The organism is Streptomyces altiplanensis, assembly GCF_053591575.1.
Genome location: NZ_JBSFUB010000025.1, coordinates 25,131 through 49,484, shown reverse-complemented (window position 1 = coordinate 49,484; position 24,354 = coordinate 25,131). Strand labels below are relative to the sequence as shown.

26 protein-coding genes are annotated in these 24,354 nt (G+C 71.6%); 20 read left to right on the top strand and 6 right to left on the bottom strand.

Annotated features, from left to right (window positions below):
• The first annotated feature begins 78 nt into the window (after positions 1-78).
• The 12 genes from cpaB (at position 79) to ACWD0Y_RS14395 (ending at position 11,081) form a co-directional block, all read left to right on the top strand.
• Positions 79-786, top strand: a complete 708-nt coding sequence (cpaB, locus tag ACWD0Y_RS14450; protein WP_450260666.1) for a Flp pilus assembly protein CpaB — start codon at positions 79-81, stop codon at positions 784-786.
• A gap of 10 nt (positions 787-796) precedes the next feature.
• Positions 797-2,425: an AAA family ATPase gene (locus ACWD0Y_RS14445; protein ID WP_450260665.1), complete on the top strand. Its 1,629-nt coding sequence runs from the start codon at positions 797-799 to the stop codon at positions 2,423-2,425.
• A complete protein-coding gene (locus tag ACWD0Y_RS14440) occupies positions 2,422-2,811 on the top strand; it encodes a TadE family protein (protein WP_450260664.1) in 390 nt (129 codons plus the stop codon). The genes ACWD0Y_RS14445 and ACWD0Y_RS14440 overlap by 4 nt, the downstream gene beginning before the upstream one ends.
• A gap of 60 nt (positions 2,812-2,871) precedes the next feature.
• Positions 2,872-4,218, top strand: a complete 1,347-nt coding sequence (locus ACWD0Y_RS14435) for a CpaF family protein (protein ID WP_450260663.1) — start codon at positions 2,872-2,874, stop codon at positions 4,216-4,218.
• 6 nt (positions 4,219-4,224) lie between these two features.
• Positions 4,225-5,163, top strand: a complete 939-nt coding sequence (locus tag ACWD0Y_RS14430) for a type II secretion system F family protein (protein WP_450260662.1) — start codon at positions 4,225-4,227, stop codon at positions 5,161-5,163.
• Between the two features lie 50 nt (positions 5,164-5,213).
• On the top strand, positions 5,214-6,104 hold the full coding sequence (locus ACWD0Y_RS14425) for a DUF5936 domain-containing protein (protein WP_450260661.1): 891 nt from the start codon (positions 5,214-5,216) through the stop codon (positions 6,102-6,104).
• Positions 6,105-6,236: 132 nt separating this feature from the next.
• Positions 6,237-7,565 (top strand): sensor histidine kinase, encoded by a 1,329-nt coding sequence (locus ACWD0Y_RS14420; RefSeq protein ID WP_450260660.1) that lies wholly within the window; start codon positions 6,237-6,239, stop codon positions 7,563-7,565.
• A 71-nt stretch (positions 7,566-7,636) separates the two neighbouring features.
• The gene (locus ACWD0Y_RS14415) at positions 7,637-8,740 is read left to right on the top strand and encodes a response regulator (RefSeq protein WP_450260659.1); all 1,104 of its coding nucleotides are present in this window, start codon (positions 7,637-7,639) and stop codon (positions 8,738-8,740) included.
• A gap of 179 nt (positions 8,741-8,919) precedes the next feature.
• Positions 8,920-9,156, top strand: a complete 237-nt coding sequence (locus tag ACWD0Y_RS14410) for a hypothetical protein (protein WP_450260658.1) — start codon at positions 8,920-8,922, stop codon at positions 9,154-9,156.
• A gap of 41 nt (positions 9,157-9,197) precedes the next feature.
• Positions 9,198-9,773 (top strand): hypothetical protein, encoded by a 576-nt coding sequence (locus tag ACWD0Y_RS14405; protein ID WP_450260657.1) that lies wholly within the window; start codon positions 9,198-9,200, stop codon positions 9,771-9,773.
• Between the two features lie 32 nt (positions 9,774-9,805).
• Positions 9,806-10,408: a hypothetical protein gene (locus tag ACWD0Y_RS14400; protein WP_450260656.1), complete on the top strand. Its 603-nt coding sequence runs from the start codon at positions 9,806-9,808 to the stop codon at positions 10,406-10,408.
• Positions 10,409-10,454: 46 nt separating this feature from the next.
• Positions 10,455-11,081 carry an OmpA family protein gene (locus ACWD0Y_RS14395; RefSeq protein ID WP_450260655.1) on the top strand — a complete coding sequence of 209 codons (627 nt, stop codon included), beginning with the start codon at positions 10,455-10,457 and terminating at the stop codon, positions 11,079-11,081.
• 84 nt (positions 11,082-11,165) lie between these two features.
• Here the strand turns inward: ACWD0Y_RS14395 and ACWD0Y_RS14390 are convergent, their stop codons facing one another.
• On the bottom strand, positions 11,166-11,357 hold the full coding sequence (locus ACWD0Y_RS14390; RefSeq protein WP_450260654.1) for a hypothetical protein: 192 nt from the start codon (positions 11,355-11,357) through the stop codon (positions 11,166-11,168).
• A 12-nt stretch (positions 11,358-11,369) separates the two neighbouring features.
• Positions 11,370-12,221 (bottom strand): helix-turn-helix domain-containing protein, encoded by an 852-nt coding sequence (locus ACWD0Y_RS14385; RefSeq protein ID WP_450260653.1) that lies wholly within the window; start codon positions 12,219-12,221, stop codon positions 11,370-11,372.
• 338 nt (positions 12,222-12,559) lie between these two features.
• Between ACWD0Y_RS14385 and ACWD0Y_RS14380 the strand changes: the two genes are divergently transcribed.
• Positions 12,560-13,081: an ATP-binding protein gene (locus tag ACWD0Y_RS14380; protein ID WP_450260652.1), complete on the top strand. Its 522-nt coding sequence runs from the start codon at positions 12,560-12,562 to the stop codon at positions 13,079-13,081.
• A 79-nt stretch (positions 13,082-13,160) separates the two neighbouring features.
• On the opposite strand, the gene ACWD0Y_RS14375 is transcribed toward ACWD0Y_RS14380, so the two are convergent.
• Both ACWD0Y_RS14375 and ACWD0Y_RS14370 read right to left on the bottom strand, forming a co-directional pair.
• A complete protein-coding gene (locus ACWD0Y_RS14375) occupies positions 13,161-14,051 on the bottom strand; it encodes a hypothetical protein (RefSeq protein WP_450260651.1) in 891 nt (296 codons plus the stop codon).
• A 168-nt stretch (positions 14,052-14,219) separates the two neighbouring features.
• Positions 14,220-14,672, bottom strand: coding sequence for a nuclear transport factor 2 family protein (locus ACWD0Y_RS14370; RefSeq protein WP_450260650.1), 453 nt, complete (start codon positions 14,670-14,672; stop codon positions 14,220-14,222).
• A 90-nt stretch (positions 14,673-14,762) separates the two neighbouring features.
• Here ACWD0Y_RS14370 and ACWD0Y_RS14365 point away from each other — a divergent pair, with 90 nt between their 5' ends.
• The gene (locus ACWD0Y_RS14365) at positions 14,763-15,365 is read left to right on the top strand and encodes a PadR family transcriptional regulator (RefSeq protein WP_450260649.1); all 603 of its coding nucleotides are present in this window, start codon (positions 14,763-14,765) and stop codon (positions 15,363-15,365) included.
• Positions 15,366-15,435: 70 nt separating this feature from the next.
• Positions 15,436-16,209, top strand: a complete 774-nt coding sequence (locus ACWD0Y_RS14360) for an SGNH/GDSL hydrolase family protein (protein WP_450260685.1) — start codon at positions 15,436-15,438, stop codon at positions 16,207-16,209.
• A gap of 48 nt (positions 16,210-16,257) precedes the next feature.
• Here ACWD0Y_RS14360 and ACWD0Y_RS14355 read toward each other — a convergent pair whose 3' ends face one another.
• On the bottom strand, positions 16,258-16,530 hold the full coding sequence (locus ACWD0Y_RS14355) for a glutaredoxin domain-containing protein (protein ID WP_450260648.1): 273 nt from the start codon (positions 16,528-16,530) through the stop codon (positions 16,258-16,260).
• 615 nt (positions 16,531-17,145) lie between these two features.
• On the opposite strand from ACWD0Y_RS14355, the gene bdeA reads away from it, so the two are divergent.
• Both bdeA and ACWD0Y_RS14345 read left to right on the top strand, forming a co-directional pair.
• Positions 17,146-18,081 carry a bis(hydroxyethyl) terephthalate hydrolase gene (bdeA, locus tag ACWD0Y_RS14350; RefSeq protein WP_450260647.1) on the top strand — a complete coding sequence of 312 codons (936 nt, stop codon included), beginning with the start codon at positions 17,146-17,148 and terminating at the stop codon, positions 18,079-18,081.
• Positions 18,082-18,307: 226 nt separating this feature from the next.
• Positions 18,308-21,133 carry an AAA family ATPase gene (locus tag ACWD0Y_RS14345; RefSeq protein ID WP_450260646.1) on the top strand — a complete coding sequence of 942 codons (2,826 nt, stop codon included), beginning with the start codon at positions 18,308-18,310 and terminating at the stop codon, positions 21,131-21,133.
• A gap of 51 nt (positions 21,134-21,184) precedes the next feature.
• Here ACWD0Y_RS14345 and ACWD0Y_RS14340 read toward each other — a convergent pair whose 3' ends face one another.
• On the bottom strand, positions 21,185-21,568 hold the full coding sequence (locus tag ACWD0Y_RS14340) for a DUF192 domain-containing protein (RefSeq protein WP_450260645.1): 384 nt from the start codon (positions 21,566-21,568) through the stop codon (positions 21,185-21,187).
• 94 nt (positions 21,569-21,662) lie between these two features.
• Here ACWD0Y_RS14340 and ACWD0Y_RS14335 point away from each other — a divergent pair, with 94 nt between their 5' ends.
• From ACWD0Y_RS14335 to ACWD0Y_RS14325, 3 genes are all read left to right on the top strand, one after another.
• Positions 21,663-22,493 (top strand): prepilin peptidase, encoded by an 831-nt coding sequence (locus ACWD0Y_RS14335; protein WP_450260644.1) that lies wholly within the window; start codon positions 21,663-21,665, stop codon positions 22,491-22,493.
• Positions 22,494-22,614: 121 nt separating this feature from the next.
• Positions 22,615-23,733, top strand: coding sequence for a baeRF3 domain-containing protein (locus tag ACWD0Y_RS14330; RefSeq protein WP_450260643.1), 1,119 nt, complete (start codon positions 22,615-22,617; stop codon positions 23,731-23,733).
• Positions 23,734-23,851: 118 nt separating this feature from the next.
• The gene (locus ACWD0Y_RS14325) at positions 23,852-24,211 is read left to right on the top strand and encodes a winged helix-turn-helix transcriptional regulator (protein ID WP_450260642.1); all 360 of its coding nucleotides are present in this window, start codon (positions 23,852-23,854) and stop codon (positions 24,209-24,211) included.
• The last annotated feature ends 143 nt before the right edge of the window (positions 24,212-24,354 follow it).

Below are 24,354 nucleotides of genomic sequence, written 5' to 3'. Positions count from 1 at the left end.
TTCCACCGTTTCGTGCGCGCGCACCACCCCGCTCACTGTCCGTTGAACCGACGTTCCTGATCGAGGTAGCCCTTCTCCATGAACTCACGTCAGCGCCGCGGCGTCATTCTGCTGCTCCTCTCGGTTCTCTGCGCCTTCGGGGCGTTCGCCGGCGTGCTCTCGGTGATCAGGGATGTGAACTCCAAGGTGGGGCCGGAAGTGTCGGCGTACCGGCTCAAGAACGACGTGGCGCCCTACAAGCAGCTGGAAGCCGGCCAGTTCGAGAAGATCTCGATGCCCGAGCGGTGGCTTTCCGCCAATGCCGTGACCGACATATCCGAGGTGCGCGGAAAGATCGCGGTGACCCAGCTCCAGAAGGGCTCGCTGCTCCAGAGCGACATGATCGTCAAGAAACCCGAACTGGCTTCGGGGGAGCAGGAGATCGCGATCATGATCGACGCGGCGACGGGGGTGGCGGGCAAGATCAACCCCGGTGCGCGCGTGAACATCTACGCGACCTTCGAGGGCGAGGAAGAGGGGCAGCCGGACAAGTCCCAGGTCATCGTCTCCGGCGCCCGCGTGCTCGACGTCGGCAAGATCACGGCGCTGGAGCCGGACCGCAGCGACCGCAACCGCAGGGCCACCGACGCGGTACCGATCACTTTCGCGCTCAACACGCTCGACGCCCAGCGCGTGGCGTACGCGGAGTCGTTCGCCGAGCACGTGCGGCTGGCGCTGGTGGCGGACGGCAGCGACACCACGATTTCGCCGCGCGACCGTGAGTACACCCTCGACGGGGACAAGTGAGGACCGGCGTATGACGACTCGTATCCTCCCGGCGGTCGGCGACCCCGATGCCGCCCGCGCCATCACCACCCTCCTCAGCCAGCTCCCCGACGCGGAACCGGCCCCGCCCGTCGCCGACTCCACCTCCCTCCTCGACACCCTCGCGCGGCTCGCGGGCGAATCGCTCGACGAGCTGCCCGAGGTGGTCCTCGTCCACGAGCGCATCGGCCCGGTGCCCGCGCTGGAGCTGATCCGGGAGGTCGCCCTGCGCTTCCCGGCGGTCGGCGTCGTCCTCGTCACCGCCGACACCAGCCCCGCGCTCTTCACGGCCGCCATGGACTCCGGCGCGCGCGGGCTGGTCGGACTGCCGCTCGGTTACGAGGAGCTGGCGGCCCGGGTGCAGGGCGCCGCCTCCTGGTCCACGGGCGTACGCCGCCACCTGGGCACGGGGCCGGACGTCTTCACGGGCCCCGGCGGCACGGTGGTGACGGTGACGGGCGCGAAAGGCGGCACCGGGGCCACGGTCGTCGCCGTACAGCTGGCACTCGCGGCGAAGGCGTCGGGGCGTACGGTCGCCCTGGTCGACCTGGACCTCCAGTCGGGGGACGTGGCGTCGTACCTCGACGTGCAGTTCCGGCGGTCGATCGTCGACCTGGCGGGCATCGCCGACATCTCGCCGCGCGTCCTCCAGGACGCGGTCTTCTCCCACCCCACGGGCATCAGCCTGCTGCTCGCGCCGGCCGAGGGCGAGCGGGGCGAGGAGGTCACCGACCGGGTGGCGCGCCAGGTGGTGAGCGCGCTCCGCAACCGCTACGAGGTCGTGGTCGTCGACTGCGGTACGCAGATGAACAGCGCCAACGCGGCAGCCGTCGAGATGGCCGACCGGGCGCTGCTCGTCGTCACCCCGGACGTGGTGGCGGTCCGGGCGGCCAAGCGCATGGTGCGGATGTGGGACCGCCTCCAGATCCGCAAGGCGGAGGAGACGGACACCGTCGTCAACCGCCACAACCGCAACACGGAAATCCAGCCGCCGCTGGTCGAGCGGATCACGGGCACGAAGGTCGCCCGCGCCGCGATCCCCGCCAACTTCAAGGAACTCCAGGCGGCCACGGACGCGGGCCGCATGCAGGACCTGGACAGCCGCAGCACGGTCAAGCAGGCACTGTGGGCGCTGGCGGGCGAGCTGGGGCTGGTGAAACCGGCGGCGGGCGCGGGCCCCAAGGGCGCCGGAAGGCTGCTGCGGAGCGACCGGGGGGCGATCGGGCTCCGGGGACGGGGCAAGGACAGGGACCGCGGTGCCGTCACGGTCGAGCTGGCCGGAATGGCCCCTCTGATCATCTTCGTGATGGTCGCGATGTGGCAGGCGGTCCTCTTCGGCTACACGTTCTCGCTGGCGGGCAACGCGGCGGACGAGGGGGCGCGGGCGGCCACGGCGGCGGCGACGAGCGGCGGCGGGACCGCCGCGGCGTGCGAGGCCGCGGCCAAGGAGCACCTGCCGTCCTCGTGGCAGGGCGACGCCGAGATCTCCTGCATCCCGGAAGGCAACCTGTGGAAGGCACGCGTCGGGCTCACCACCCCGGTCCTCTTCCCCGGGGCCGGCAACTTCCCGTGGAAAGTGGACGGCGACGCGGGCGCCGCCCTGGAGGGAGACGGGCCATGAGGTTCTTACGCCGCCGCATCAACGGCCACGGCCACGACCGCGACCGGGGCGCAGCCATCCTGGAGTTCGCCGGCTTCCTGCCCATCCTGCTGATCGTCGCCATGGCCGGAATCCAGCTCGGCATCGTCGGTTACGCCGCCTCCCAGGCGGGCACCGCGGCACGGGCGGCGGCCCGTACGGAGGCGCAGGAGGAGTACCGGGGACAGGGTGAGGCCACGGGAAAGGCGGCGATGAGCGACTGGATGGCCGAGCGCACAACCATCGGATTCGGCGGCAACGTCACCGCGACGGCCGTGGTGTCCATCCCTTCGGTCGTCCCCGGCATGGACGACTTCGGCGAGGTCGAGCGTTCGGTGACGATGCCCGCCGACGAGGAAGAGCCGTAACCGCCCCACCCCGTACGAAAGATCCGCACGAGCGATCCGCACCGGCGAGGAGTCACGCACATGAGCCTGCGGGCACGCATCACCGCCCCCGACGAGCACGCGGGCGGCAGGGAGGACGGCCACCTGGTCGCCACCTACCGCACCAAGCTGCTGGAGGAGATCGACCTCGCGGAGATGTCCTCGCTCGCGGCCGGCGAGCGGCGGGCCCGGCTGGAGCGCGTACTCGCCCACATCATCAGCCGCGAGGGCCCGGTGCTCTCGACGGCCGAACGCTCCCAGCTCATCCGCCGCGTCGTCGACGAGGCGCTCGGGCTCGGCGTACTCGAACCGCTCCTCGAAGACGCGTCCATCACCGAGATCATGGTCAACGGCCCCGACTCGATCTTCGTCGAGCGGGCCGGCCGCGTCGAGCAGCTCCCCATGCGCTTCGCGTCCAGCGAGCAGCTGATGCAGACCATCGAGCGCATCGTCTCGACCGTCAACCGCCGCGTGGACGAGTCCAATCCGATGGTCGACGCCCGCCTGCCGTCCGGCGAGCGCGTCAACGTCATCATCCCGCCGCTGTCCCTCACCGGCCCGACGCTCACGATCCGCCGCTTCCCGCGCGCGTACCGGCTCCAGGAACTGATCGGCCTCGGCACGCTCGACGAGCAGATGCTGATGCTGCTGTCGGCCCTCGTGCGGGCCCGCTTCAACGTCATCGTGTCCGGCGGCACGGGCTCCGGCAAGACCACGCTCCTCAACGCGCTGTCGGGTCTCATCCCCGACCACGAGCGCATCATCACCGTGGAGGACGCGGCGGAGCTCCAGCTCCAGCAGGCGCACGTCATCCGCCTGGAGACCCGCCCGCCCAACGTCGAGGGCAAGGGCCAGATCACCATCCGCGACCTCGTGCGCAACTCCCTGCGCATGCGCCCCGACCGCATCATCGTCGGTGAGGTGCGCGGCGGCGAGACCCTCGACATGCTCCAGGCGATGTCGACCGGCCACGACGGCTCGCTCGCCACCGTCCACGCCAACAGCGCCGAGGACGCGCTGATGCGCCTCCAGACGCTCGGCTCGATGTCGGAGGTCGAGATCCCGTTCGAGGCGCTCAGGGACCAGATCAACAGCGCCGTCGACGTCATCGTGCAGCTGGCGCGCATGGCCGACGGCTCCCGCAGGATCAGCGAGATCGCGATCCTCGTGTCCCACGGCCGCGAACGCTTCCAGATCGCCACCGTCTCGCGCTTCGTCGCCCAGCCGATGAGCGCGGACCGCATCGTCCACGGGCGGTTCGAACACCTCGGCCTGCCCCGCCGTGTCGCCGAACGGCTCCACCTCGCGAACGAGCCGGTTCCGCCCGCGTTCGGCGTGGCGGAACTCGACGACCCGCTCAGCCCGCTCCACGTCCGAGAGGCCCAGTAGGTACGCATGAACAATTCCGCAATGCTGGCGATCGGCGGCACGCTGCTCTGCGGCGTCCTGGGCATCGCCGGGCTCCACACCTACGTCTCGGGCAAGGCCCAGCGCGCCGCCCTCGTCGACCGCCTGGCCCTCACGGACGGCCGCCACGGCACGCGCCGGCAGCGGCGGTTCGCGGGGGTCGACCGACGGCTCCGCAGGACCGCCCTCGGCAAGAGGATCCACCTGCGTCTCTCGGCCACCGGACTCGACCTGACGGCGGGGGAGTTCTTCGTCTACGTGGTGGTCGGCGTGGCCGCCCTCTGGCTGATCGCCTCCTCGGTACTGGCCCCCTTCTTCGGCCCCGTCGCCGGGCTCGCCGCCGTCTGGGGAGGCAGTGCCTTCCTCAGCTGGCAGCGGCAGAAGCGGATCGAGGCCTTCATCAACCAGCTCCCCGACCTGTCCCGCATCCTGGCCAACGCGACGGCCGCGGGACTCGCCCTCCGTACCGCGCTGAGCATGGCGGCCGAGGAGCTGGAGGCACCGGCGGGCGAGGAACTGGCGGGCGTGGCGAACCAGCTGGCGGTCGGCCGGTCCATCGACGACGCCCTGGGCGAACTGGCCGAACGCCTGCCGTCGCGTGAGCTCGTCGTCCTGGTCACGACCCTGGTCCTCTCCAACCGGGCCGGCGGCACGGTCGTCGGATCGCTCCGCAACCTCACCGAGACGCTGGAGGAACGCAAGGAGACGCGACGCGAGGTCCGCACGATGCTGGCCGAGGTCAACGCCACGGCGTACACGATCCCGCTGCTCGGCCTCGGCGCGATGATCATGCTCAACTCCGTCACCCCGGGCTCCATGGCCCGGATGACCAGCAACCCGATCGGCCAGATCATCGTGATCGTGGCCATCGGCCTCTACGCCCTCGGCTTCATCGTGATGCGCCGCCTGGGCAAGGTCGACGTCTGAACCCCTGGCGACCGAATCGCCCGTACGAGCTGAAACAGGAGGTGTCCGGCATGGTGGGACTGGGACTCGCGCTGCTGGTCGGGCTGAGCGTCGCCGGCGTCTTCCAGGGCGTCAGGATGTACCGCGCCGAAGCCAAGATCCCGGGGGACCTGGCCGTCGCCCTGGAGATCGGCGCCTCGCGCGTCTCCGGGACCGAATCGGCCGTCGACCGCCTCGGCATGCGGTTCACCCCGGGCGTGCTCCGCCTCATGGGGCCGAAGGCGGTCGACAGGAAGCGCCGCAAGATCGACACGGCGGGCAACCCCGGCGGCCTCACTGTCGACCGGTACGCCGCGCGCCGCGCCGTGTACGGCCTGTTCGGCGGCTTCTCCGCCCTCGTCCTCCTGCTGCAGGACCTGCCGCTGTTCAGTGTGTTCTGCGTCGCGTACGGCTGGTTCGCCGCGGACGTCACCATCTGGCAGGCCATCAGGGAACGCAAGGACGTCATCGAGCGGACCCTGCCCGACTTCCTCGACGTCCTCGCCGTCGTCGTCAGCGCGGGCCTCGGCTTCCGGCAGGCGCTCGACCGCGTCGCGGAGAAGTACGAAGGCCCGTGGGCCGACGAACTCCGCATCACCCTGCGCCAGATGGACATGGGCGTGAGCCGGCGCCAGGCCTTCGACGAACTGCGCAGACGCAACGAGTCCGAGCAGGTCTCCCAGTTCGTGACGGCGCTCCAGCAGGGCGAGGAGCTCGGCGCGCCGATCGCCGACACCCTGATCCAGATCGCCAACGACATGCGGCGCACCGATGCCCAGAACTCCCGGCGCCGTGCCGCGAAGGCGATCCCCAAGACGACGGTCGTCACGCTCGCCTTCATGGTCCCGGCCACGCTGCTCCTCATCGTGACCAACATGTTCCTGGGGTCGGAGACCGACTTCGGCTCGGTCTTCGGCGGCTGACGGGCCATGGCACTCCACACGATCCGGCGCAGAGGCGGAGCCGGAAACGGAAACGGAGCCGGAGCCGGAAACGGAAGCGGAAGCAGGGGCAGAGGCGGGACGGTCGAGGGCGGCGCGACGGCCCCGTTCGACGTGCCGTTCGACGTGCCGGTCGCGTCCGCCCTCGCCGACGACGTACCCGCACCGAGCATTCCGATCCAGATCAACGCCCTCCAGGCGCTGTGCCGCCAGGTCTTCGGCTTCCGCCTCGCCATGATCGCGCTCGGCGCGCCCTTCGCGCTGGCCAGGGCGGGCGGGCAGTTCGGCGGCTGGCTGGTCGGGGGAGCCGTGGTCTTCAGCTTCGTCGGCTCGTACGCGGTGCTCCGCGACTGGGAGGTGATCGGCCCCCTCCTCATCAAGTACCGCACGCTGATGGGCGTGGACCTGGTCTTCGGATCCGTCCTGCTGCTGACGGCCTCACCCGACTCGGCCCTCGGCTACGCCACCGTGTGTACGCCGCTCCTCGCCGGCCTGCTGTACGGGTGGAGGGGCGCGGGGATCTTCACCGCCATCCAGATCCTCCTGCTGGCGGCGGCCTACACGGCCTGGGCCCAGCGGATGGCGAGCCCGGCCAGCACGCTCCTGATCAGCGGTTTCTGTGTGGCGGCCGGAATCATCGGCGTGACGTTGCGCAACTTGATGTTCCGCTTCGGGGCAGCCACCCAGGCCCTGTCCGAGGCCAATGCCCGGCTCGCGGTCACGGACGCGGTGGAGGGCGAGCGCGCGCGTCTGGCCCGGGAGATGCACGACTCGGTCGCCAAGACCCTGCACGGCGTCGCCCTGGCGGCGGAGGGGCTGGAGCGGTCCGCCGACCGCATGGACCCGCTGACCGTGAAACACCAGGCGGGCATGGTCGCGCGTGCGGCGCGGCGGGCGGCGGCGGAATCCCGCGAGATCCTCTCCGACCTGCGCAGGCAGGCGGACTACGACACCGGGGGAGTGGTGATCGCCGACGAACTCGCCGCGCGCCTGGCCGACTTCGGACACCGTACGCGCACCGAGACGGCGTTCCGCCCGGTGGGCGGCGTACCCGCGCCGGCCGTGACCGTTCCGCACACGGTCGCACGTCACCTCCTGACGATCGCCGCGGAAGCCATGGAGAACAGCCACCGCCACGCCCACGCGACCCGGGTCACGGTGGAGTTCGGCCTCGTCGGCGGTGCGCTGCGCGTCAGCGTGCTGGACGACGGCCCGGGCCTGCCCGCGGGCATCAGCCTCGACGACCTCCGCAAGGCCGGCCACTTCGGCCTGGTGGGGATGGTCGAGCGGGCGGCCGGCATCGGCGCTCGTATCTGCATCGGGCGGGGCCGCAGCGCGGGAGGCACCGAAGTACGCCTGGAACTGCCGGCCGGATCGCTCGCCTCCGGAGGCGTCCCGGCCACCCCGCCGCCACCGAGACCGGCCCACCCCGCCCCCACGTGACCCCCGCCCCCACGTGACCCCCGCCTTCACCTGAACCCACCCGAACCGCTCTCCCGAGAGGAGGCCGCACCATGCCGGACGAAAGCTCGTACGGCTCCGGGCCCCGCCGGCCCGCGTCGTCGCCGTCGCACGTGTCCCAGCACACGTCCTCGCACACGGGGGAACCCCGCTCGGAACACACCCCCGCCCGGGTCCGCGTTCCGCGGCCGGCAGCGGCATTCCCCGCCCCCGCCCCTCCCTCCACCCCTCCCCCCGACCCCTTCGGCCCGTCGTCCCTCCTGCGCGTCGTCGTCGCCGACGACAATCCGGTCGTACGGGCCGGTCTCGCCGTCCTGCTCGGTGGCCGCGACGACATCGAGGTCGTCGCGGAGGCGGCCGACGGCCGCCAGGCCCTGACGGCAGTCCGGCACCACCGGCCGGACGTGGTGCTGCTGGACGTCCGGATGCCGGGCGTCGACGGCATCTCCGCGTTGCCGTACCTGGTCCAGCTGGCGCCGGTGATGATGCTGACGTACAGCCGCGAGAGCGAGATCGTGCGCGAGGCATTGCGGCTGGGCGCGGGCGGCTACCTGGTGCACGGCGAGTTCACCGCGGAACAGCTGGTGGGCGCCGTACGCGACATCAAGGAGGGCCGCGCCCACTTCACGGCCTCGGCCCAGGACGCTCTGCTGGCCCACATGCGGGCCGGGTGCGGCATTCCACCGGCCGGTGCGGGAGGGCTCCCCGAAGGCATCGGCACGGCGTACGCCACGGGCACGCCGTACACGGGCGCGGGCCGGATTCCTGGCCACGCCGCGACCCGCGATGCGACTGCACACGCTTCGTACGAGGCCAAGGGGGAGCCAGATGTCTCGGATTCGGAGCGACCCGGAGAAAGCCCTTCGCAGGTGCAACCGTTCGTGGCACAGTATCCAATGACGGACCGGCAGCGGCCTCAGCAGGCACAGAAGTCCGGCAACAGGCCCGGTTTCGGGCTGAGTTCGAGGGAGGTGGAGGTCATGGACCTGATCGCGTCGGGGATGAGCAACCAGCAGATCGCCGCCACCTGCTTCATCAGCGAGAAGACCGTCAAGAACCACATCAACCGCATCTTCGCGAAACTTCACAGCGCGAGCAGGAGCGAAGCGATCGCGCTGTGGCTGGGGTCGGCGAGGGGGACGACGAGCCATGGCTGAACGGACGACGACAGCACCGACCCGGACCCGGACCCGGCTTTGGGCCCAGATTTGGGCCCACGGACCCTCTGACGTTCCCTCTGTTCCGGCGTATGTTCCTCATGTCGAAAGCGGCACCGCAGACGAAGAGGCGCACACGACGGCCGACTGTCGGCCGGCCGAACCCGGAGGGGTCCCCCATGCCGAAGAACATCACGCTCAAGACCGCCACGAAGACCCGGCTCGCGATCAACAACTGGCGGAACACGGTCGTGACGCGCATGCAGCAGCGAGCCGACGAGGGCGCGAGCGTGGTGGAGTACGCCGGCCTGGTCGTCGTGATCGCGCTGATCGTGGTGGCGGTCCGGGAACTGAACCTGGACGACACGATTTCGGGGGCCATTGGCGACGCGGTGAACGACATCACCGGCGGTTGATGATTGCCGGACTTCGGCAGGACCGAGGGCAGACCCTCCCCATGTACGTCGTGGTGGTGGGGGGTCTGCTCTTTCTTGCGTTCGCTTACTTCGCCTTTGCACAGGCGGCCGTCGCCCGAAATGGTGGCCAGTCGGCTGCTGATGCGGCTGCCCTTGCGGCTGCCCAAGACGTACGGAACGAGCTGACCGACGGCTTCTTTGACTACTTGGATGATCCAGAAGCGTGGACCGAATGGTTGATGGCTGAGGGGGACTTCCCCGGTGACGGGTATCAAGCTGCTGCGGCCCAGCTCGCCGATGAGAACGACTCGAATCTTGATGATGGCGTAGAGGTGATCGAAGTCAACGGCTACCTGGCTTTCAGGGCAAAAATCGAAACTCGCTTCACCGTGGGTGACTCGGTAATCCCCGGTACGGAGAGCATGCGCGCCAAGGCCGACGCCACCGCAGTGATCGAGCCCCGCTGTGAAATCGTGGGAGACAGCGATCCGTCGGAGCTCATCGAAATCGACTGTGAGGGCAGCGGGATCTGGAAAATAGACCCGAAGACCCCGATCGAGGAGATGGCCGATCCGCCCGAGGCGAATGATCTTTTCTCTGTGCACCTGGCCGAGTGATGAGCGAACGTGAAGACAAGGAAGAGTTGCTGATGAGTATGCGGTACGCCATGAGGGCTCGAAAGGTAATGGCCGCAATGGCGATTACGACTGGATTGGTACTCACGGTGGCCAGTTGTGGCGGGGGTGATGACGGAAAGTCCAAATCAAGTTCAGCTTCGTCTCCCACCGACAAGGGCAAAGAGGGCGACGAAAAACCGAAGGAGAGGGAAGCCGAAGCGCCGACAGAGGGACCTGTGCTGGCAGAAGTGAAGGGAGGGGAAAATATCGCTCTCACTGTCAACTCTGCCGTACGGGACGAGGGGGGGTTTGTGACTGTGGAAGGAAAGGTTCAGAACGGTAGCGGAAGCCGGTGGTCGGCGCCGGGATGGCAAGGGGATGAGCGGGAGCTGGCGGGTAATTCTGGATCCATGGCCGGAGCATCCCTGGTGGACAAGACTGGGAAGAAGAAGTATCTCGTTCTCCGGGACACCGATGGGCGCTGCCTGTGCACTCAATTTTCTGGTGGGTTCAGGAACGGTGACGAGAAGACTTGGTATGCCCAGTTCCCCGCGCCGCCTGCGAGCACCACCAAGGTCGACTTCCAGATCGCCGACATGCCTCCGGCCACCATCGAGATCTCCGACGGTGAGTGACCCCATGTCCTTCACCTTCTCCCGAAGTCGCCCAGCGCATTTCGCCATGACCACTCTGGCGACGACAGCGCTGCTCGCGGGCCTGTCCGTGACGAGCGCTCACGCCGAGCCCGCGCCCAGCGCACCGCCCGGCAGTACCACTTCGTCGCCACCCCCGGAGGTGGACGGCAACTCGCCGGGCCTCAAGCTGGCGGACGGAGGCACCCTCGCCCCCGCGCGCGTCATCGACATCAAGTCCGTCGTCGAAGACCTCGGCGGCGAGGAGCGGCGCGAGGACACCAACTCCGACGTGAAGTTCGCGCTTCAGGCCGAAGTGCTCTTCGGCAAGGACAGCGCGAAGCTCAACGCGGAGGCCGCCTCCCGCATCAAGGCCATCGCCGACGAGATCATCGCCCAGAAGGCGACCAAGATCCGCGTCTTCGGCTTCACCGACGACCTCGGCTCGTACGAGCATGGCAAGGTCCTGTCCAAGAAGCGCGCGGACGCCGTGCAGCAGGAGCTGAACAAGTCACTCGACTCCACCATCACGTTCGAGATCCGTGGGTACAGCGAGGACTACCCCATCGCAGACAATGGCTCGGAAGAGGGCCGCAAGAAGAACCGCCGTGTCGAGGTCTCGTTCCCGCGCGGCGAAGTACCGGGCGCCGACGCCGGCTCAGGCACCCAGAGCTGACGGTCACCACCGGCCGGGCCTCGGGGCACCGCCCCCTCTGTGGCCCGGCCACCAGTCCGGCCGGTACGGCCGGGACCGCGGGCGTCAGAGCAGGTGGTCGGCCTTGCCCGCCTTGATGTCCCGGATCAGATTCCGCAGGGCGTCCTGGCTGTCGGTGAGGTAGCGGTCCTCCTCGCCGAGGACGGCGATGTAGGCGTTGCCGTCGGTATCGGTCCCTATGCGGAAGCAGGAGTTGCCTTCGCCGCAGAACGCGTCTTCCCAGTTGATCTCAGCCATCGGTTCGTCTCCTCAGAGGTGGCGCGCGATGTTGCGGATGAAGTCCCGCGAACTCCCGGGAGGCAGCGCGATCTCCTCCATCCAGTTCAGGTGGGCACGGTACTTCGCCAACTGTGTATCCGCGTAAAGGAAATCCGGGCCGTGCGAGTTGTCGATCTGGACGGTGTCAAGCTGCGGTACTGGCCCTTCCGCATAGAGCACCGTCTGCCCGGCGCCCGGAAACGCACCCGCCTCGAACGGGAGGACAAGCAGGGTTACGTTCTCCTGTTCGGACCTCTTCAGCAGATGGTTGAGCTGGGCTCGTGCCACACGCGGGCCGCCGAACTGCATACGTAGAGCCGCTTCGTGGACGATCGCCACGAACCCGGGGGAATTGTCCCCGTCCAGGATCTGCTGGCGCTCCACGCGATGGGCGAGCCGGAGGGCGATCTCGTGCTCGGGCAGGTGAGGGACCACCACACGGAAGACAGCGAGTGCATGGTCCGACGTCTGGAGCAACCCTGGGATGTGCATGGAGTACGCGGCTCGCATGCGGATTGCGTACGCCTCCAACTCGGCGATGTCCAGGAGTCCCTGGGGAAGTGAACCCCGGTACCTTTCCCACCAGCCGCGTCTGCCCGGCTGGGCCATCTCGACCAGAGCGTCGATAAAGGTCTCGTCCGTGCAGTCGCAGTTGCAGGCCAGTGTGCGCAGGCGATCGGCGCTGATGGGGCGTACGCCTGACTCGATGTTGGAGATTTTCCCCCGGTCGATGCCGAGCAGTCCGGCTGCGAACTCTGCTGTGACGCCCGCTGACGTGCGCATCTTGCGCAGCTCGATGCCCAGTCGCTTCTGGCGTTCCGTTGGGGACGTCCTCGCTGCCATGCCGTTCCCTTCCGCGTGCGGTCATGTGCAGTCTGCCGCCCGTGCGTGCGAGCGAGCCACGTACGGGTTCAATTTCCACGAGTTGAGGGGAAATTTACCCCCACCTCTCTATCTTGGATAACGCACCGCTCACGCAGATGAGTCGGAAGTGCATCACGCGGTCCTGCCCGCACTCTCCTTCCCTGGGAGGGGTGGTCCCGCGCCAGGGAGACAAGCCACTGCTCATCGCTCATCCATACGCACCACCGTGAGCCCCCCGTGCGCGCCAACGAGCGGAGAGATCGCCCCCGAAAGCCGCTCGCCATTCGCCACTCACCCCTCGGACAAGGAAGTCCGCAATGACGCCGACACCGATCCTCCGCACCGCACTCTGCCCCGTCACCTCACCCGTTGCCGCGCTCCACCGCCGGCCGCGCCCGCCCCGCCCCTCGACCCTCGCGTACAGCCTGACCCTCCCCGGGGAACCGCACTGCGCGGCCGTCGCCCGCACCGCCGTGCGGTCCGCCCTGCATGTCCACCACCTGGACCCGTACGCCGACTTCGCAGCCCTCGTGACCGGCGAACTGATCGGCGCGGCGGTGAAGTCGACTCCCGGAGAGGATCTCTACCTCTCCCTCCGGTACCGCGACGCCGCGCTCCGGATCGTTCTGTGGGACCAGCATCCCCGGCACAGGGACCCGACCGCGATCGTGCTCTGCGAGGAGCGCCGTACGCGTTCGCTGTGGCTGCTCGCGGCGCTCGTCGACGACTGCGGTGGCACCTGGGGTTCCGCCGAGGCCCAGGCCCCGCCGCACCGGGGAACCAAGTCCTGGGCCGTCCTGCCCTGCAAGGGGCTCGAAACCCCCGTACCGCGTGCCTGAATGCCTGAATGCCTGAATGCCTGAATGGCCGTCCGCCCACCGCCAGCCCCTCGGCCGGGTGCCTGGCGGTGGGCGGGTCTCAGGCGAGCTGCTGACGAATGGCGGCCAGCATGCTCTCGGGCTGGTGGAAGACCTGGAGGGCGGTGAAGCGGAGGATGACGCGGACCTCGGGACAGGCGGCGAGGTCGTTGAAGCGCTGGATGTCCCGCCGGTGGGCGTCGCGGGTGCCGTGGAACGCGTACCCCTCGATCTCCACGACCACCCCCTCCCGGCGGAAGAAGAAGTCCGGACGGCACAGCCGCCCGCTCGGAGTCCTCAGTTCCACCTGCGATTGCGGATGCAGACCACCGTCGTGCATCCGCAGCCGGGCGATGGTCTCGGCGGGCGACCCGCATCGCGCGTCGGCCAGCCCCAGCCACTCCCGGCCCCGTGCCGTCCCGGCACGCGAGCCCCGCAACTCGACGGCGAGTCGGCCCTCGTCCGTCAGGGGTGGGACACGCCGACCGCGGACCGTCCGCCACGTGAGCGCGGAGTCCACCGCGACCAGCGCCTCGTCGCGGGGCCCGGCCCGCAGGAGGTCCCCGAGCGTACGGACGACGGTCGTCACCCGCAGTCCCCGCACTGTCACCACCTCGTGGGGGTGGAGCGGGAGATGGTGGACGCGGACGGACGCAGGCCGGTTCACCCCTCGGGGAGCGGTCAGCTCCACTTCCGTGCGCAACAGTTCGATGCCGTGCACGGCCGCCGCCGACCGATGGCTGGCCACCCGCTCGGGCCCGGTCAGCTGGAGGGCCAGGAGCCTCACCCCTTCATCGACCGCCCTGCCCGGCGCGCACCACGCACCATTGATGATCCGGGTCCACCCCTCGGTCCGCAGCCTCCGGTTCAGCCGCCGCGCCGGCCAGCCCGCCGCCCGGGCCTGCGCCGTCAGCAGCACTCCACCCCGCGCCAGCCCTTCCAACTCCCCCATCCCCGTCCTCATCCCCAGACGATCCCGCACCCTCCCCGCCTCCCGCACCCCCTGTGGAAAACCCGGGATGCGATGAATCCGGACGCCTCGCCCCCTCCGGGAACGCCGGATCCTGTCCGAAACCACCGTGCCCCGGGTGCGTACGTCCGCGGCGTGGGCCGCCGCCGGTCAGGTGTCCTCGGCCGGCGCCGGCGCCGGCGTCGGTACGAGGCCGTCGGCCACCAGGCCGGCCAGTACCGCCTCGCTCAGGGCGTGTGACGCCGACTGCGGACGCACCATCACCGTGAACTCCTCGATCCGGCCCGCCTCGTCGAAGTGCAGCAGGTCGATGCCGTGGACTTCCTTCCCGTTCACCACGGCGCGGAAGACCAGGACGGCCGACGGGGTCTCGGCGCCGTCCGTGTTCGTCTCCGCCGTGCCGTCGAACTCACCGACGTAACGGAAGTCCTCGAAGGTGCGCAGCAGGACGCCGAAGAGGCCCATGACCATCGGCTTGCCCTCGAACGGCCGGAACTTCACGGGGCTGTAGAGGCGGACGTCTTCGGTGAACAGCTCGTCCAGCGCGCCGAGGTCGCCCTTCTCGATGGCGGCGCGGAAGCGTTCGGCAGCGGCGCTCTCCATGAACTCACCTCATACTCAAGAACCTGATTAGTCATTTTCTTGACTAGGATGATGTGAGAACGGACGGCGGAAGGGAAGGGGGCTGCATCGATGGCCTTGAGACATGCCGTACTGGCGGCGCTGCTGGTCGGTGACGGCAGCGGCAGTGGCGGTGACGGTGACGATGGGTGCAGCGGTTATCAGCTGGCCAAGGCGTTCGACATCGGCGTGGCGAACTTCTGGCACGCCCTGCCCCAGCAGCTCTACGCCGAGCTGGCCAAGCTGGAGAAGGAAGGGCTGGTCGCGGGGAGGCAGGTGGTCCAGGAGGCCCGGCCCAACAAGCGGTTGTTCCGCGTCACCGAAGCCGGTCTCGCCGAGCTCGCGGCCTTCACCGCCGCTCCCTCGAAACCCTCCTTCATCCGCGACGACCTGACGGTGAAGGTCCAGGCGGCCGACTCCGTCGACACCGGTCCGCTGATCGAGCAGCTGGAGGAGCGGGCGTCCGTCGCCGAGGCCAAGGCCGAACTCTTCGGCAAGCTGCTCCGCAAGATGCGCGGCGAGCTGGACGAGGAGGAGTTCCTGCGCCGGGGCGACCGGATCGGCCCGTACCTCACCTGCCTGCGCGGCCTGGCCCTGGAGCGGGAGAACCGGGAGTGGGGCCTGCGCGTCGCGGCCGTCCTGCGCGCGAGGGGGCCGGTCCGTGCCGAGCGATGAGCGTGTGCCGTACGAGCCGCCGTGCGTACGGCCGTACGAGCCGCCGTATGAGCCGCCGCGCGCACCGCACGTGCCGTACGCGCGGTACGTCGCCCTGGGCGACAGCCAGACCGAAGGTCTCGGCGACGGCGACGAAACCACCGGCCTGCGCGGCTGGGCGGACCGCCTCGCCGGGCACCTCGCGGCCGCCAACCCCGAGCTCCAGTACGCCAACCTGGCCGTACGGGGACGCCTGGCCGGCCAGGTCCGCGCCGAGCAGCTGGCACCCGCCCTGGCCCTGCGCCCCGACCTCGCGACGGTCGTCGCCGGGGTCAACGACCTGATGCGGCCCACGTTCGACGCCGCCGAGGTGGCCGGTCACCTGGAGGCGATGTTCGCCGCCCTCACCGCCACCGGGACCCGCGTGGCCACGGTCACCTTCCCCGACATCGGGAGGATCGTGCCCCTCGCCCGGCCGCTGGCGCCCCGTCTGCACGACCTCAACGCGCGCATCCGCGCGGCAGCCGCCCGCCACGGCGTCGCGGTCGCCGAAACCGCGCGGCAAGCCTTCGCCACGGACCCGCGCGTCTGGAGCGAGGACCGGCTCCACGCCAGCCCCCTCGGCCACGAACGGATCGCGGCGGCCGTGGCCCACGCGCTCCTGCTCCCCGGCGCCGACGACGCGTGGACCCGCCCGCTGCCCCCGCTTCCCGCCCCCACCGGGTGGCAGGCCGCGAACGCCGAACTCCGCTGGGCCGCCGCGTTCCTCGGCCCCTGGCTGGGCCGGCGTCTGCGCGGCCGGTCCTCCGGCGACGGCCGCACGGCGAAACGACCGCAGCTGCTGCCGGTGAGCCCGGCGCCGTAGGGGACATCCTCGGGGGAGAGGGGAGAGGGGAGAGGGGAGAGGGGAGGGTCACTCGGTCCGGGACATCGCGTGCGGCGCGTAGGCCGCGACCGCCTCCAGGAGCTGCTTTCTGGACGGGTTCACCATCGGCCTGCCCGTCACGGTCACGGTCGGCACGGTCTCGTTCCCGTCGGCCACGGAGCGGACGAACGCCGCCGCGTCCGGGTTCTTCCAGATGTTCACCCTGGTGTGCCTGATCCGCGTGAACGGCAGCCACAGGAAGAGCTTCAGACAGTACGTGCACATGGGCCGCCAGTAGACGACCACGCCTTCTTCGGTCATGGGTTCCTACCTCTTTTTCCGGGTTGTGGACGGCGTGGGGGGAACGCGAGGGAAGGCGAGTGCGGTGCTCGTGCCGTCCGGCCACACGCAGGTGGCCGAGGGCGGGAGAGTACGCGACGTGACGTCGATGCCGGTGTTCCCGGGATTTCCGTACGCCTGCGGGCCGGCTGTCCCCGTGCGTTCCCGTGCGTTCTCGTACACAGGTTCCCGTACACCCCTTACGCAAGGCGCGTCCCCGTGCACAAGCCCGTGCGGGGCGGGTGCCGGACGCGCATGGCCCCCCGCGGTGAACGCGAGCACGGCCACGCCCGGGCAGAGCGGAGGGCTCCCGGCCCGGCTTCCGTGCTCCACCCCGCCGCGACGCCTGCCCTGCCCCGGCCCGCCCGTACGTCGGCGCACGCGTCGAGGCCGGACTCGGTCCATCGATTCGGAGCCGCTCGCTCAGCGGCCGCGCCCGGAAGACCGGTGAACTTGCCGATGTGTCCCCGCCGGGGTGCCGCGAACGTAGCTACCGCCAATCAACACGGCGGCAGCCGTCGGTGCACCTGAGGGCCCCGGGACGACGGGCCCTGTTCCCCCCGGTGCGGCTCCGCCACGATCGAGAGGACCCCCCTCGTGCGACACCTCCTCCCCTCCGGCGACGCCTCCCGACGCCGCCGTACCCCCACGAAGAGCCGCTCCCGCACGGTCCGCCTGGGGCTGGCGGCGGCCGCGGCGGCCACCGGCCTGTGCGCGACGCTGGTCCCGGGCGCCCAGGCCGCGGCGGACAACCCGTACGAGCGTGGTCCGGCGCCGACCGTGTCGAGCATCGAAGCCTCCCGCGGTTCCTACGCCGTCTCGCAGACCTCGGTCTCCTCGCTGAGCGTCACCGGCTTCGGCGGCGGCACCATCTACTACCCGACGTCCACCGCCGACGGCACCTTCGGGGCGGTGGCGATCTCGCCCGGTTACACCGCCTCCCAGTCCAGCATCGCCTGGCTCGGTCCCCGGCTGGCCTCCCAGGGCTTCGTCGTCTTCACCATCGACACCAACACCACGCTCGACCAGCCCGACAGCCGGGGCCGGCAGCTCCTCGCCGCGCTCGACTACCTGACGGAGCGCAGTGCGGTCCGCACCCGGATCGACAGCACACGGCTCGGCGTCATGGGGCATTCGATGGGCGGAGGCGGCGCCCTGGAGGCGGCCAAGAGCCGTACGTCGCTGCAGGCGGCGATTCCGCTGACCGGCTGGAACCTCGACAAGACCTGGCCCGAGCTGCGCACGCCCACCCTGGTGGTGGGGGCCGACGGGGACAGTGTCGCTCCCGTCTCCTCCCACTCCGAGCCGTTCTACACGTCGCTGCCCAGCACCCTCGACAAGGCGTACCTGGAGCTCAACAACGCCAGCCACTTCACGCCGAACACCTCCGACACGACCATCGGGAAGTACAGCCTCTCCTGGCTGAAGAGGTTCATCGACAACGACACCCGCTACGAGCAGTTCCTCTGCCCGCTGCCGAGGCCGAGCGCGACCATCGAGGAGTACCGCGGCAACTGCCCGCACAACTCCTGACGCAAGCGGGCGAGTTGCCGGTGGCGGAGGCGGCGCCACCGGCAACTCCCCGCTCCTGCCGACGCATGCGCACACGCGTGCGAACGCGGGCGCGGGCGCCGGCCGCTGTGCCGGTGCACAGCGGCCGACGGGCCCGGTTGGGGTCCCGCCCAGAGTTCCCCGCCCGCGCGGGTACGGGCGGACGCGAGCCTTCCGGGCTTGTTTACGCAGAAGTAACGTAGCGGCCGTGACCCCATCGACGACCGTGCACAGTCCCCTCCGGCTGTACGGCCGAGGCGGAGAACTAGCCCTCCTGGACAGCCTGCTGGCCCGCCTGAGAGCCGGTCGCGGCGGTGCGCTCGTGCTCACCGCGCCCCCCGGCCTCGGCCGCAGCGCCCTCCTGCGCCACACCATGGACGGTTACCGCGACGGACCGGTCCTGTACGCCGCGGCCGCTCCCGCGGAACAGCTCCTGCCCCACAGCGGACTGCACCAGCTGCTCAGCTCGGCCCCGGCCGCACTGCTGCCCGCCGCGTCCGCCGACGTCCTGCGGCCCGGCCTCGCGCCCACGGCTCTGCTCGACCTGCTGCGCACCCTCGGTGCCCGCGGTCCGCTCCTCGTCTGCGTCGACGACGCCCACGCCTGGGACCGCGACTCACGCGCCGCACTCGGCTTCGCGGCCCGCCGGCTCGGGCCCGGCCTGAAAGTCGCCGTCCTCGTCACCGCCCTCGCCCCCGTGGCCCGCCACCCGGCCGACGGTCAGGACGCGTTCGGCGGCCTGCCCGCCCTCGAGCTCGGCCCGCTCGACGACCATGCGTCCGCCGCCCTGCTCGACCGGCTGACGGACGGCCGGACCGATCCCGCCGTACGGGAGGAGCTGTGCCGCGAGGCCGCCGGAAACCCGCGGATCCTCACCGGAGCGGCCGAGCGGCTCACCCCCGACCAACTGGCCGGCCGCGCCCCCCTGCCCTGTCCGCTGCCGGGCGCCGAGAGCGTTCTGGAGGCCTACGCCGCCCTCCTCGAAGCGCTGCCCGACGACACCCGTCTGCTCCTGCTGTTCGCCGCGGCCGCGCAGGAGCACGAGCCCCACGGGACCGGCGCGGACGCGGCCCTGCTCCTCCACGCCGGGCAGCTGGCCGGACTCGACCCCGGCTGCCTGGAACCGGCCGAGCGGGCGGGCGCGGTCCACGACGACGGTGCACGGGTCCGCTTCACCCATCCGCTGCTGCGCACGGCCCTGCTGCGCCGGACCCCGCTCGCCCGCCGCCGCGCCGTGCACCACCTGCTGGCCGGCCTGCTAGACGGCCCGCACCGTACGCTGCCGAGGCTGGTCCAGCGGGCCTGCGCGGCGCACCGGTACGACCCGGCACTGGCGGAGGCGCTGGCACGGGCGGCCACCGCGCCCCGGCCGCACGCCGACCGCTCCGTGGCGCTCGCCCGGTCCGCCCTCCTCTCCTGCGACGACACCCTTCGCGGCGCCCGGTTCGCCGCGGCGGCGGAGCACGCCTGGCTCGGCGGCGACTCCGGGCGGGCCCGCGAACTCCTCGCCCAGGTGCGCGTCGTACCGGCGCCCGGACACGTCCATTACGTACGCGGGCTGCTCGCCCTGCGCGACGGGCCGGTGGCAGACGCCCGGGAGGCCCTGCTCACCGCGGCGGCGCTGCTCGCCCCGCACGATGCCGGCCGGGCCGTGGACTCCCTGCTCGGCGCGGCCGACGCCGCCTGGGCCATGGGGGACGCGGCCGCCTACCTCGACGCGATGCGCCGCATCCCGGCACCACAGCCCGACCCGGCGCTGGAGGCGTACCGGGCGGGCATGTGCGCGGTGCTCGACGGACGGGGGAGACAGGGGCGCGACCTGCTGCGCGGCTGCCTGGCCCCCGCTGCCGGCAGCGGCATCCCGAGCGGCCCCCACGTCCCGGCCGGCCCCCACGTCCCGGCCGGCAACGACTGCCCGGCCGGCAGCGACGACCCGGCCGCGCTGCTGCGCACCGGAGTCGCCGCGCTCGTCCTCGGCGAGATCGACGCGGCCTGCCGGGCCGGGGCCAGGGCGCTCGCCGCCGTCCGCGCCCACGGCCCGGAGTCCCTGCTGCCGCAGGCCCTGGAGCGCCTCGCGTACGGCGAACTGCGGGCCGGCCGGCACGCCCGCGCCCGCGCCCACGCGAGCGAGGGGCTGCGCGCCGCCCACCGGCTGGGCCAGCGCAACAAGGCGGCCCACCTGCGGGCCGTACTCGCGCTCGTCGCCTCCGTCGAAGGCGGCGCGGCCGCCGCCGCCGAGCACGCCGAGGCCGCCGCGGAGGACGCGGGCCCGCACGGCCTCGCCCAGGCCGCCACCCTCGCCACCTGGGCGGTCGCCCGCGCCGACCTGGCCGAAGGCAGACCCGCCGAAGCGGCCGCACGCCTCTTCCCCCTGGTCCGCCCCGGACCGCTGCGCGGCCACTTCGCGGCCCGGATGCCGGTGGTGCCGTGCCTCGTGGAGGCGGCGGTGCTCGCGGGCCGCGCGGCCGAGGCCGCCGCGGCGGTCGAGGAGTTCGCGGTGTGGACGGCCGCGACGGCCGACCCGCAGGCCCCCGCCCAACTGGCCCGCTGCCGGGCGCTGCTGGCCCCTCCCCACGAGGCCGCCGCCCGGTACCAGGAGGCGCTCGCCCACCACGCGCGGGCAGGCGGCGACTTCGAAGGGGCCCGCACCCAGTTGCTGTACGGGCAGTGGCTGCGCAGACAGCGCAGGACCCGGGAGGCGCGCGGGCCCCTGCGTGACGCGCTGGTCGCCTTCGAGCGCTGCGGTGCGCGGGTCTGGGCCGGGCGCGCCGCCGGGGAGCTGCGCGCCGCCGGGGAGGCGGTGGCGGGGGACGCCGGCACCGGTCCGCTGGCCCTGCTGACCCCTCAGCAGCAGCGCATCGCGCGGTGCGTGGCGCAGGGCGCGACCAATCGCGAAGTGGCGGTCCGGCTCTCGGTGAGCCCGCGGACCGTCGACCACCATCTGCGGAACGTCTTCGCCGTCCTGGGGGTGCGTTCACGCATCGAACTCGCACGGTTGCTGGACCGTGACGAGAAGAGTCCCGCGCCCCTCTGACACCGACAACACCGGTCGTACCGGTCGCACCGGCCGGTACGGCCCCGTTCCTCAATCGCCGGACGGGCCCGGTGTCGCCCGCACCCCTACGCGCACGCCGGGCCGCAGGCCCCACCCCTCCATCGCGCCCGCCTCCGCCTCCAGCACATGGCGCGCCCGCAGCCGGGGCAGGCCGAGCCGGCCCGGCACCGTCGTCCGTACGGCGACGACCCTCAACTCCCGGTCGAGATACGCCACATCGATCGCGAAACGCATCCCGAAGGTGTGCACACTGCTCGCCGGACTCAGCAGCATCGCGCCCGCGATCCCGTCCCGGCCCAGCAGCCCCCGCGTGCGCGCCCGCGCGGACACCGCGATCTCCAGCGGCACCGCGGTCCCGCCCCGCAGGCCGTGTCCCACCGTCAATGTCCCCGGCCCGTCCCGCCACTGCCCCATGACGCCGACGGTAGCGCCCCTTCCCCCGCCGTGGGTCCCCTCTGGGCCCACGGGCCCATGACCCGGCCCCCGGCCCCCGCCTAGGCTCCGTGCCGTGTACGCAACGCTGATCGCGGCCGCCGCCCTCTGGGGCGCCGCCACCGGACCGCTCGTGCCCCGCGCCGCCTACCGGCTCGCCGTCGAGCCGCAGGAGCCGTGGCGTGCGGCCTGCCCCGCCGGGCACCCCTTCACCGGCCCCGCACGCGGCTGGCTCGGCACCGCGCGCTGCGCGGAGTGTGCGGCGGCGGTGCGTGCGGGCGCCGCCGCGCCGGTACGTACCCCGGCCGGCGCACCGCACCGGAGGCCCGCTCCCGCGCCGTACCCGCACACCGCCCGCCACGCCCTCCTCACCGCCCTCGTGTGCGCGCTGCTCGCCGCCGCGACCGGCGCCCGGCCCGAGCTCGCGGTGTGGCTGCTGCTGGCGCCGTTCGCGGTGCTCCTCGCGGTCGTGGACCGCCGCGTGCACCGGCTGCCCGACGTACTGACCCTGCCGCTCGCCGCCGCGGCCGCGGCCCTGCTGGGCCTGGCCGCGCTGCTGCCCGGTGACGGCGGGTCGTGGCCGGCCGCGCTGCTCGGCGGCGTGGCCCTCGGAGGCGGCTACCTCCTCCTCTTCCTGATCAACCCGAACGGCATGGGCTTCGGCGACGTCAAACTGGCCGTCGCCCTGGGCATCGCGCTCGGCTGGTACGGATGGCCGGTCCTCTTCGCCGGGACGTTCGCCGGGTTCCTGCTCGGAGCGGTGTACGGCGTCGGGCTGATGATCCTGCGGCGCGCCGGGCGCGGGACCGCGATCCCGTTCGGCCCCTTCATGATCGCCGGGGCGCTGGCAGGTCTGCTGCTGGGCGCACTGGGTGCACTGGGCGGACCGGGCACACCGGGCGGCTGACCGCGCGCGCCAACCGGACAATCGTGAGAAGTTGCCATGAGACGCACGTATGGACGGACGGGCGGCACGGGAAGCCGCCTGCCCGCGATCCACCGCCGCAGCCGCAGCCAGGAGTGCCCGAATGACGCAGCCGACCCGCCCCACCCCGGAACTGCTCGCCGAACTGCGCAAGCCCCGCCCGTACCCGGCGGTGTCGGTCACACTGCCCACGCACCGGCACTGGCCGGAGAGCCAGCAGGATCACATCCGCCTGCGCAACCTCCTCGGCGAGGCCGAGAAGCGCCTCGCCGACGATCCCGAGGTCACCAAGAACCAGGCGGCCGCGGTCACCCAGCACCTGGCCGCCGCCGCCGACGAGATCGACCCGGAGTACTTCGGCGACGGCCTCATCGTCTACGCCTCGCCCGAGGAGCACCGGAGCTTCCTCGTCGGCGGTTCCGTGCCCGAGCGCATCGTGGTCAACACGACGTACCTCACCCGCAACCTGGTCGCCCTGGAGGCACGGGAGCGGCCCTACCTGGTCCTCGTGCTCAGCACGGGGGAGGTGCGGCTGTGGCGCGGGCGCGGCGACCAGGTGACCGAGGAGCACGAGTGGGGCTTCCCGGTGATCTCGTCGGGCGCGGAGCGCGAGAAGGCGCCCAGCCGTGACGGCGGCCAGTGGACCACCCAGGATTTCCGGAACATGCTCATGGACGCCGACAGGAAGCTCACGGGCGTGCTCCAGGCGGCCCCGCTGCCGGTCGTGCTGGTCGGGCTGAGCAAGCACCTCTCGATCTACCGCGAGGTCACCAGCCACGGGCAGGCGATCGTCGTCGACCTGGAGGTGGGCGGGCTGACGCACACGACGCCGGCGGAGCTCTCCGCCCAGCTGGCCCCGGCCCGCCAGGCCCTCGCCGACGGCGACACGGCGCGCGCGCGGCACGCGCTCGACGAGGCCCGCAGCGGCAAGCGCTACGCGGCGGGCGTGCAGGACCTGTGGCAGGCGGCGGGCGAGGGCCGGGTCGCGCTGCTCGTCGTCGAGGAGGGGCTGCGCATCACGGCCCGACCCGAGACCGTCGAGGGCGCGGAGCGCGCGACACTCACTCTGCTGGACCAGGAGGAGGCGGACACCGAGGGTGCGGAGGAGGACATCGTCGACTCCCTGGTGGAGACGGTGCTGTCCGCGGACGGCGAGGTCGTCTTCGTCCCCGACGAGTCCCTGGCGGACGCCCAGGGCATGGCGGCGGCCCTCCGCTACTGACCCCGGACCGGCGCCGCCCTCCGTCCGCTCCGTGCCGCCCCGTCCCCCGTGACGAGCGGCCCTGCCGTGCCACCACCCGCTCCCGTACAGTCGGCAACAGCTGGTACGGACAGAGGAGTTGGCAGTGAGCAACGACACCGGACCTTACGTCTGCGGCATCGACGCGGCGATGGACGTGGTGGGCGGCAAGTGGAAGGCATTGATCCTCTGGGCGCTGGACCACGACGGCACCCTCCGCTTCGGGCAGCTCAAGCGCCAGGTGCCCGGTGTCAGCGAGAAGATGCTGATCCAGCAGCTGCGCGAGCTGGAGGCGGACGGCATCGTCCACCGCGAGGTGTACCGGGAGGTCCCGCCGCGCGTCGAGTACTCGCTCACGGAGATGGGAGAGGGCCTCAACGAGGCTCTCGGCCCGCTCGGCGCCTGGGCCACCCGGCACATGGACCAGATCCTCGCCGTCAAGCACCGGGACGTGGCGTAGGCCGGGCCCGCGGGCCCGGCCGCCGACGGGCCGCGGAGCGGGAAACGCCCCGCCCGTAAGCGGAGCGTCAAGTCGGATCCCTCCGCCGGATTAGCTCTTGGGGGGTACGGGCGGCGTCCTGCAGAAGCGTATTTCCCCTAGGG

What these genes read in the sequence shown, in the direction of transcription:
- cpaB (WP_450260666.1), top strand. Translation starts at nt 79, where the DNA reads ATGAACTCACGTCAGCGCCGCGGCGTCATTCTGCTGCTCCTCTCGGTT.
- ACWD0Y_RS14445 (WP_450260665.1), top strand. Translation starts at nt 797, where the DNA reads ATGACGACTCGTATCCTCCCGGCGGTCGGCGACCCCGATGCCGCCCGC.
- ACWD0Y_RS14440 (WP_450260664.1), top strand. Translation starts at nt 2,422, where the DNA reads ATGAGGTTCTTACGCCGCCGCATCAACGGCCACGGCCACGACCGCGAC.
- ACWD0Y_RS14435 (WP_450260663.1), top strand. Translation starts at nt 2,872, where the DNA reads ATGAGCCTGCGGGCACGCATCACCGCCCCCGACGAGCACGCGGGCGGC.
- ACWD0Y_RS14430 (WP_450260662.1), top strand. Translation starts at nt 4,225, where the DNA reads ATGAACAATTCCGCAATGCTGGCGATCGGCGGCACGCTGCTCTGCGGC.
- ACWD0Y_RS14425 (WP_450260661.1), top strand. Translation starts at nt 5,214, where the DNA reads ATGGTGGGACTGGGACTCGCGCTGCTGGTCGGGCTGAGCGTCGCCGGC.
- ACWD0Y_RS14415 (WP_450260659.1), top strand. Translation starts at nt 7,637, where the DNA reads ATGCCGGACGAAAGCTCGTACGGCTCCGGGCCCCGCCGGCCCGCGTCG.
- ACWD0Y_RS14410 (WP_450260658.1), top strand. Translation starts at nt 8,920, where the DNA reads ATGCCGAAGAACATCACGCTCAAGACCGCCACGAAGACCCGGCTCGCG.
- ACWD0Y_RS14405 (WP_450260657.1), top strand. Translation starts at nt 9,198, where the DNA reads ATGTACGTCGTGGTGGTGGGGGGTCTGCTCTTTCTTGCGTTCGCTTAC.
- ACWD0Y_RS14400 (WP_450260656.1), top strand. Translation starts at nt 9,806, where the DNA reads ATGAGTATGCGGTACGCCATGAGGGCTCGAAAGGTAATGGCCGCAATG.
- ACWD0Y_RS14395 (WP_450260655.1), top strand. Translation starts at nt 10,455, where the DNA reads ATGACCACTCTGGCGACGACAGCGCTGCTCGCGGGCCTGTCCGTGACG.
- ACWD0Y_RS14390 (WP_450260654.1), bottom strand. Translation starts at nt 11,357, where the DNA reads ATGGCTGAGATCAACTGGGAAGACGCGTTCTGCGGCGAAGGCAACTCC.
- ACWD0Y_RS14385 (WP_450260653.1), bottom strand. Translation starts at nt 12,221, where the DNA reads ATGGCAGCGAGGACGTCCCCAACGGAACGCCAGAAGCGACTGGGCATC.
- ACWD0Y_RS14380 (WP_450260652.1), top strand. Translation starts at nt 12,560, where the DNA reads ATGACGCCGACACCGATCCTCCGCACCGCACTCTGCCCCGTCACCTCA.
- ACWD0Y_RS14375 (WP_450260651.1), bottom strand. Translation starts at nt 14,051, where the DNA reads ATGGGGGAGTTGGAAGGGCTGGCGCGGGGTGGAGTGCTGCTGACGGCG.
- ACWD0Y_RS14370 (WP_450260650.1), bottom strand. Translation starts at nt 14,672, where the DNA reads ATGGAGAGCGCCGCTGCCGAACGCTTCCGCGCCGCCATCGAGAAGGGC.
- ACWD0Y_RS14365 (WP_450260649.1), top strand. Translation starts at nt 14,763, where the DNA reads ATGGCCTTGAGACATGCCGTACTGGCGGCGCTGCTGGTCGGTGACGGC.
- ACWD0Y_RS14355 (WP_450260648.1), bottom strand. Translation starts at nt 16,530, where the DNA reads ATGACCGAAGAAGGCGTGGTCGTCTACTGGCGGCCCATGTGCACGTAC.
- ACWD0Y_RS14340 (WP_450260645.1), bottom strand. Translation starts at nt 21,568, where the DNA reads ATGGGGCAGTGGCGGGACGGGCCGGGGACATTGACGGTGGGACACGGC.
- ACWD0Y_RS14330 (WP_450260643.1), top strand. Translation starts at nt 22,615, where the DNA reads ATGACGCAGCCGACCCGCCCCACCCCGGAACTGCTCGCCGAACTGCGC.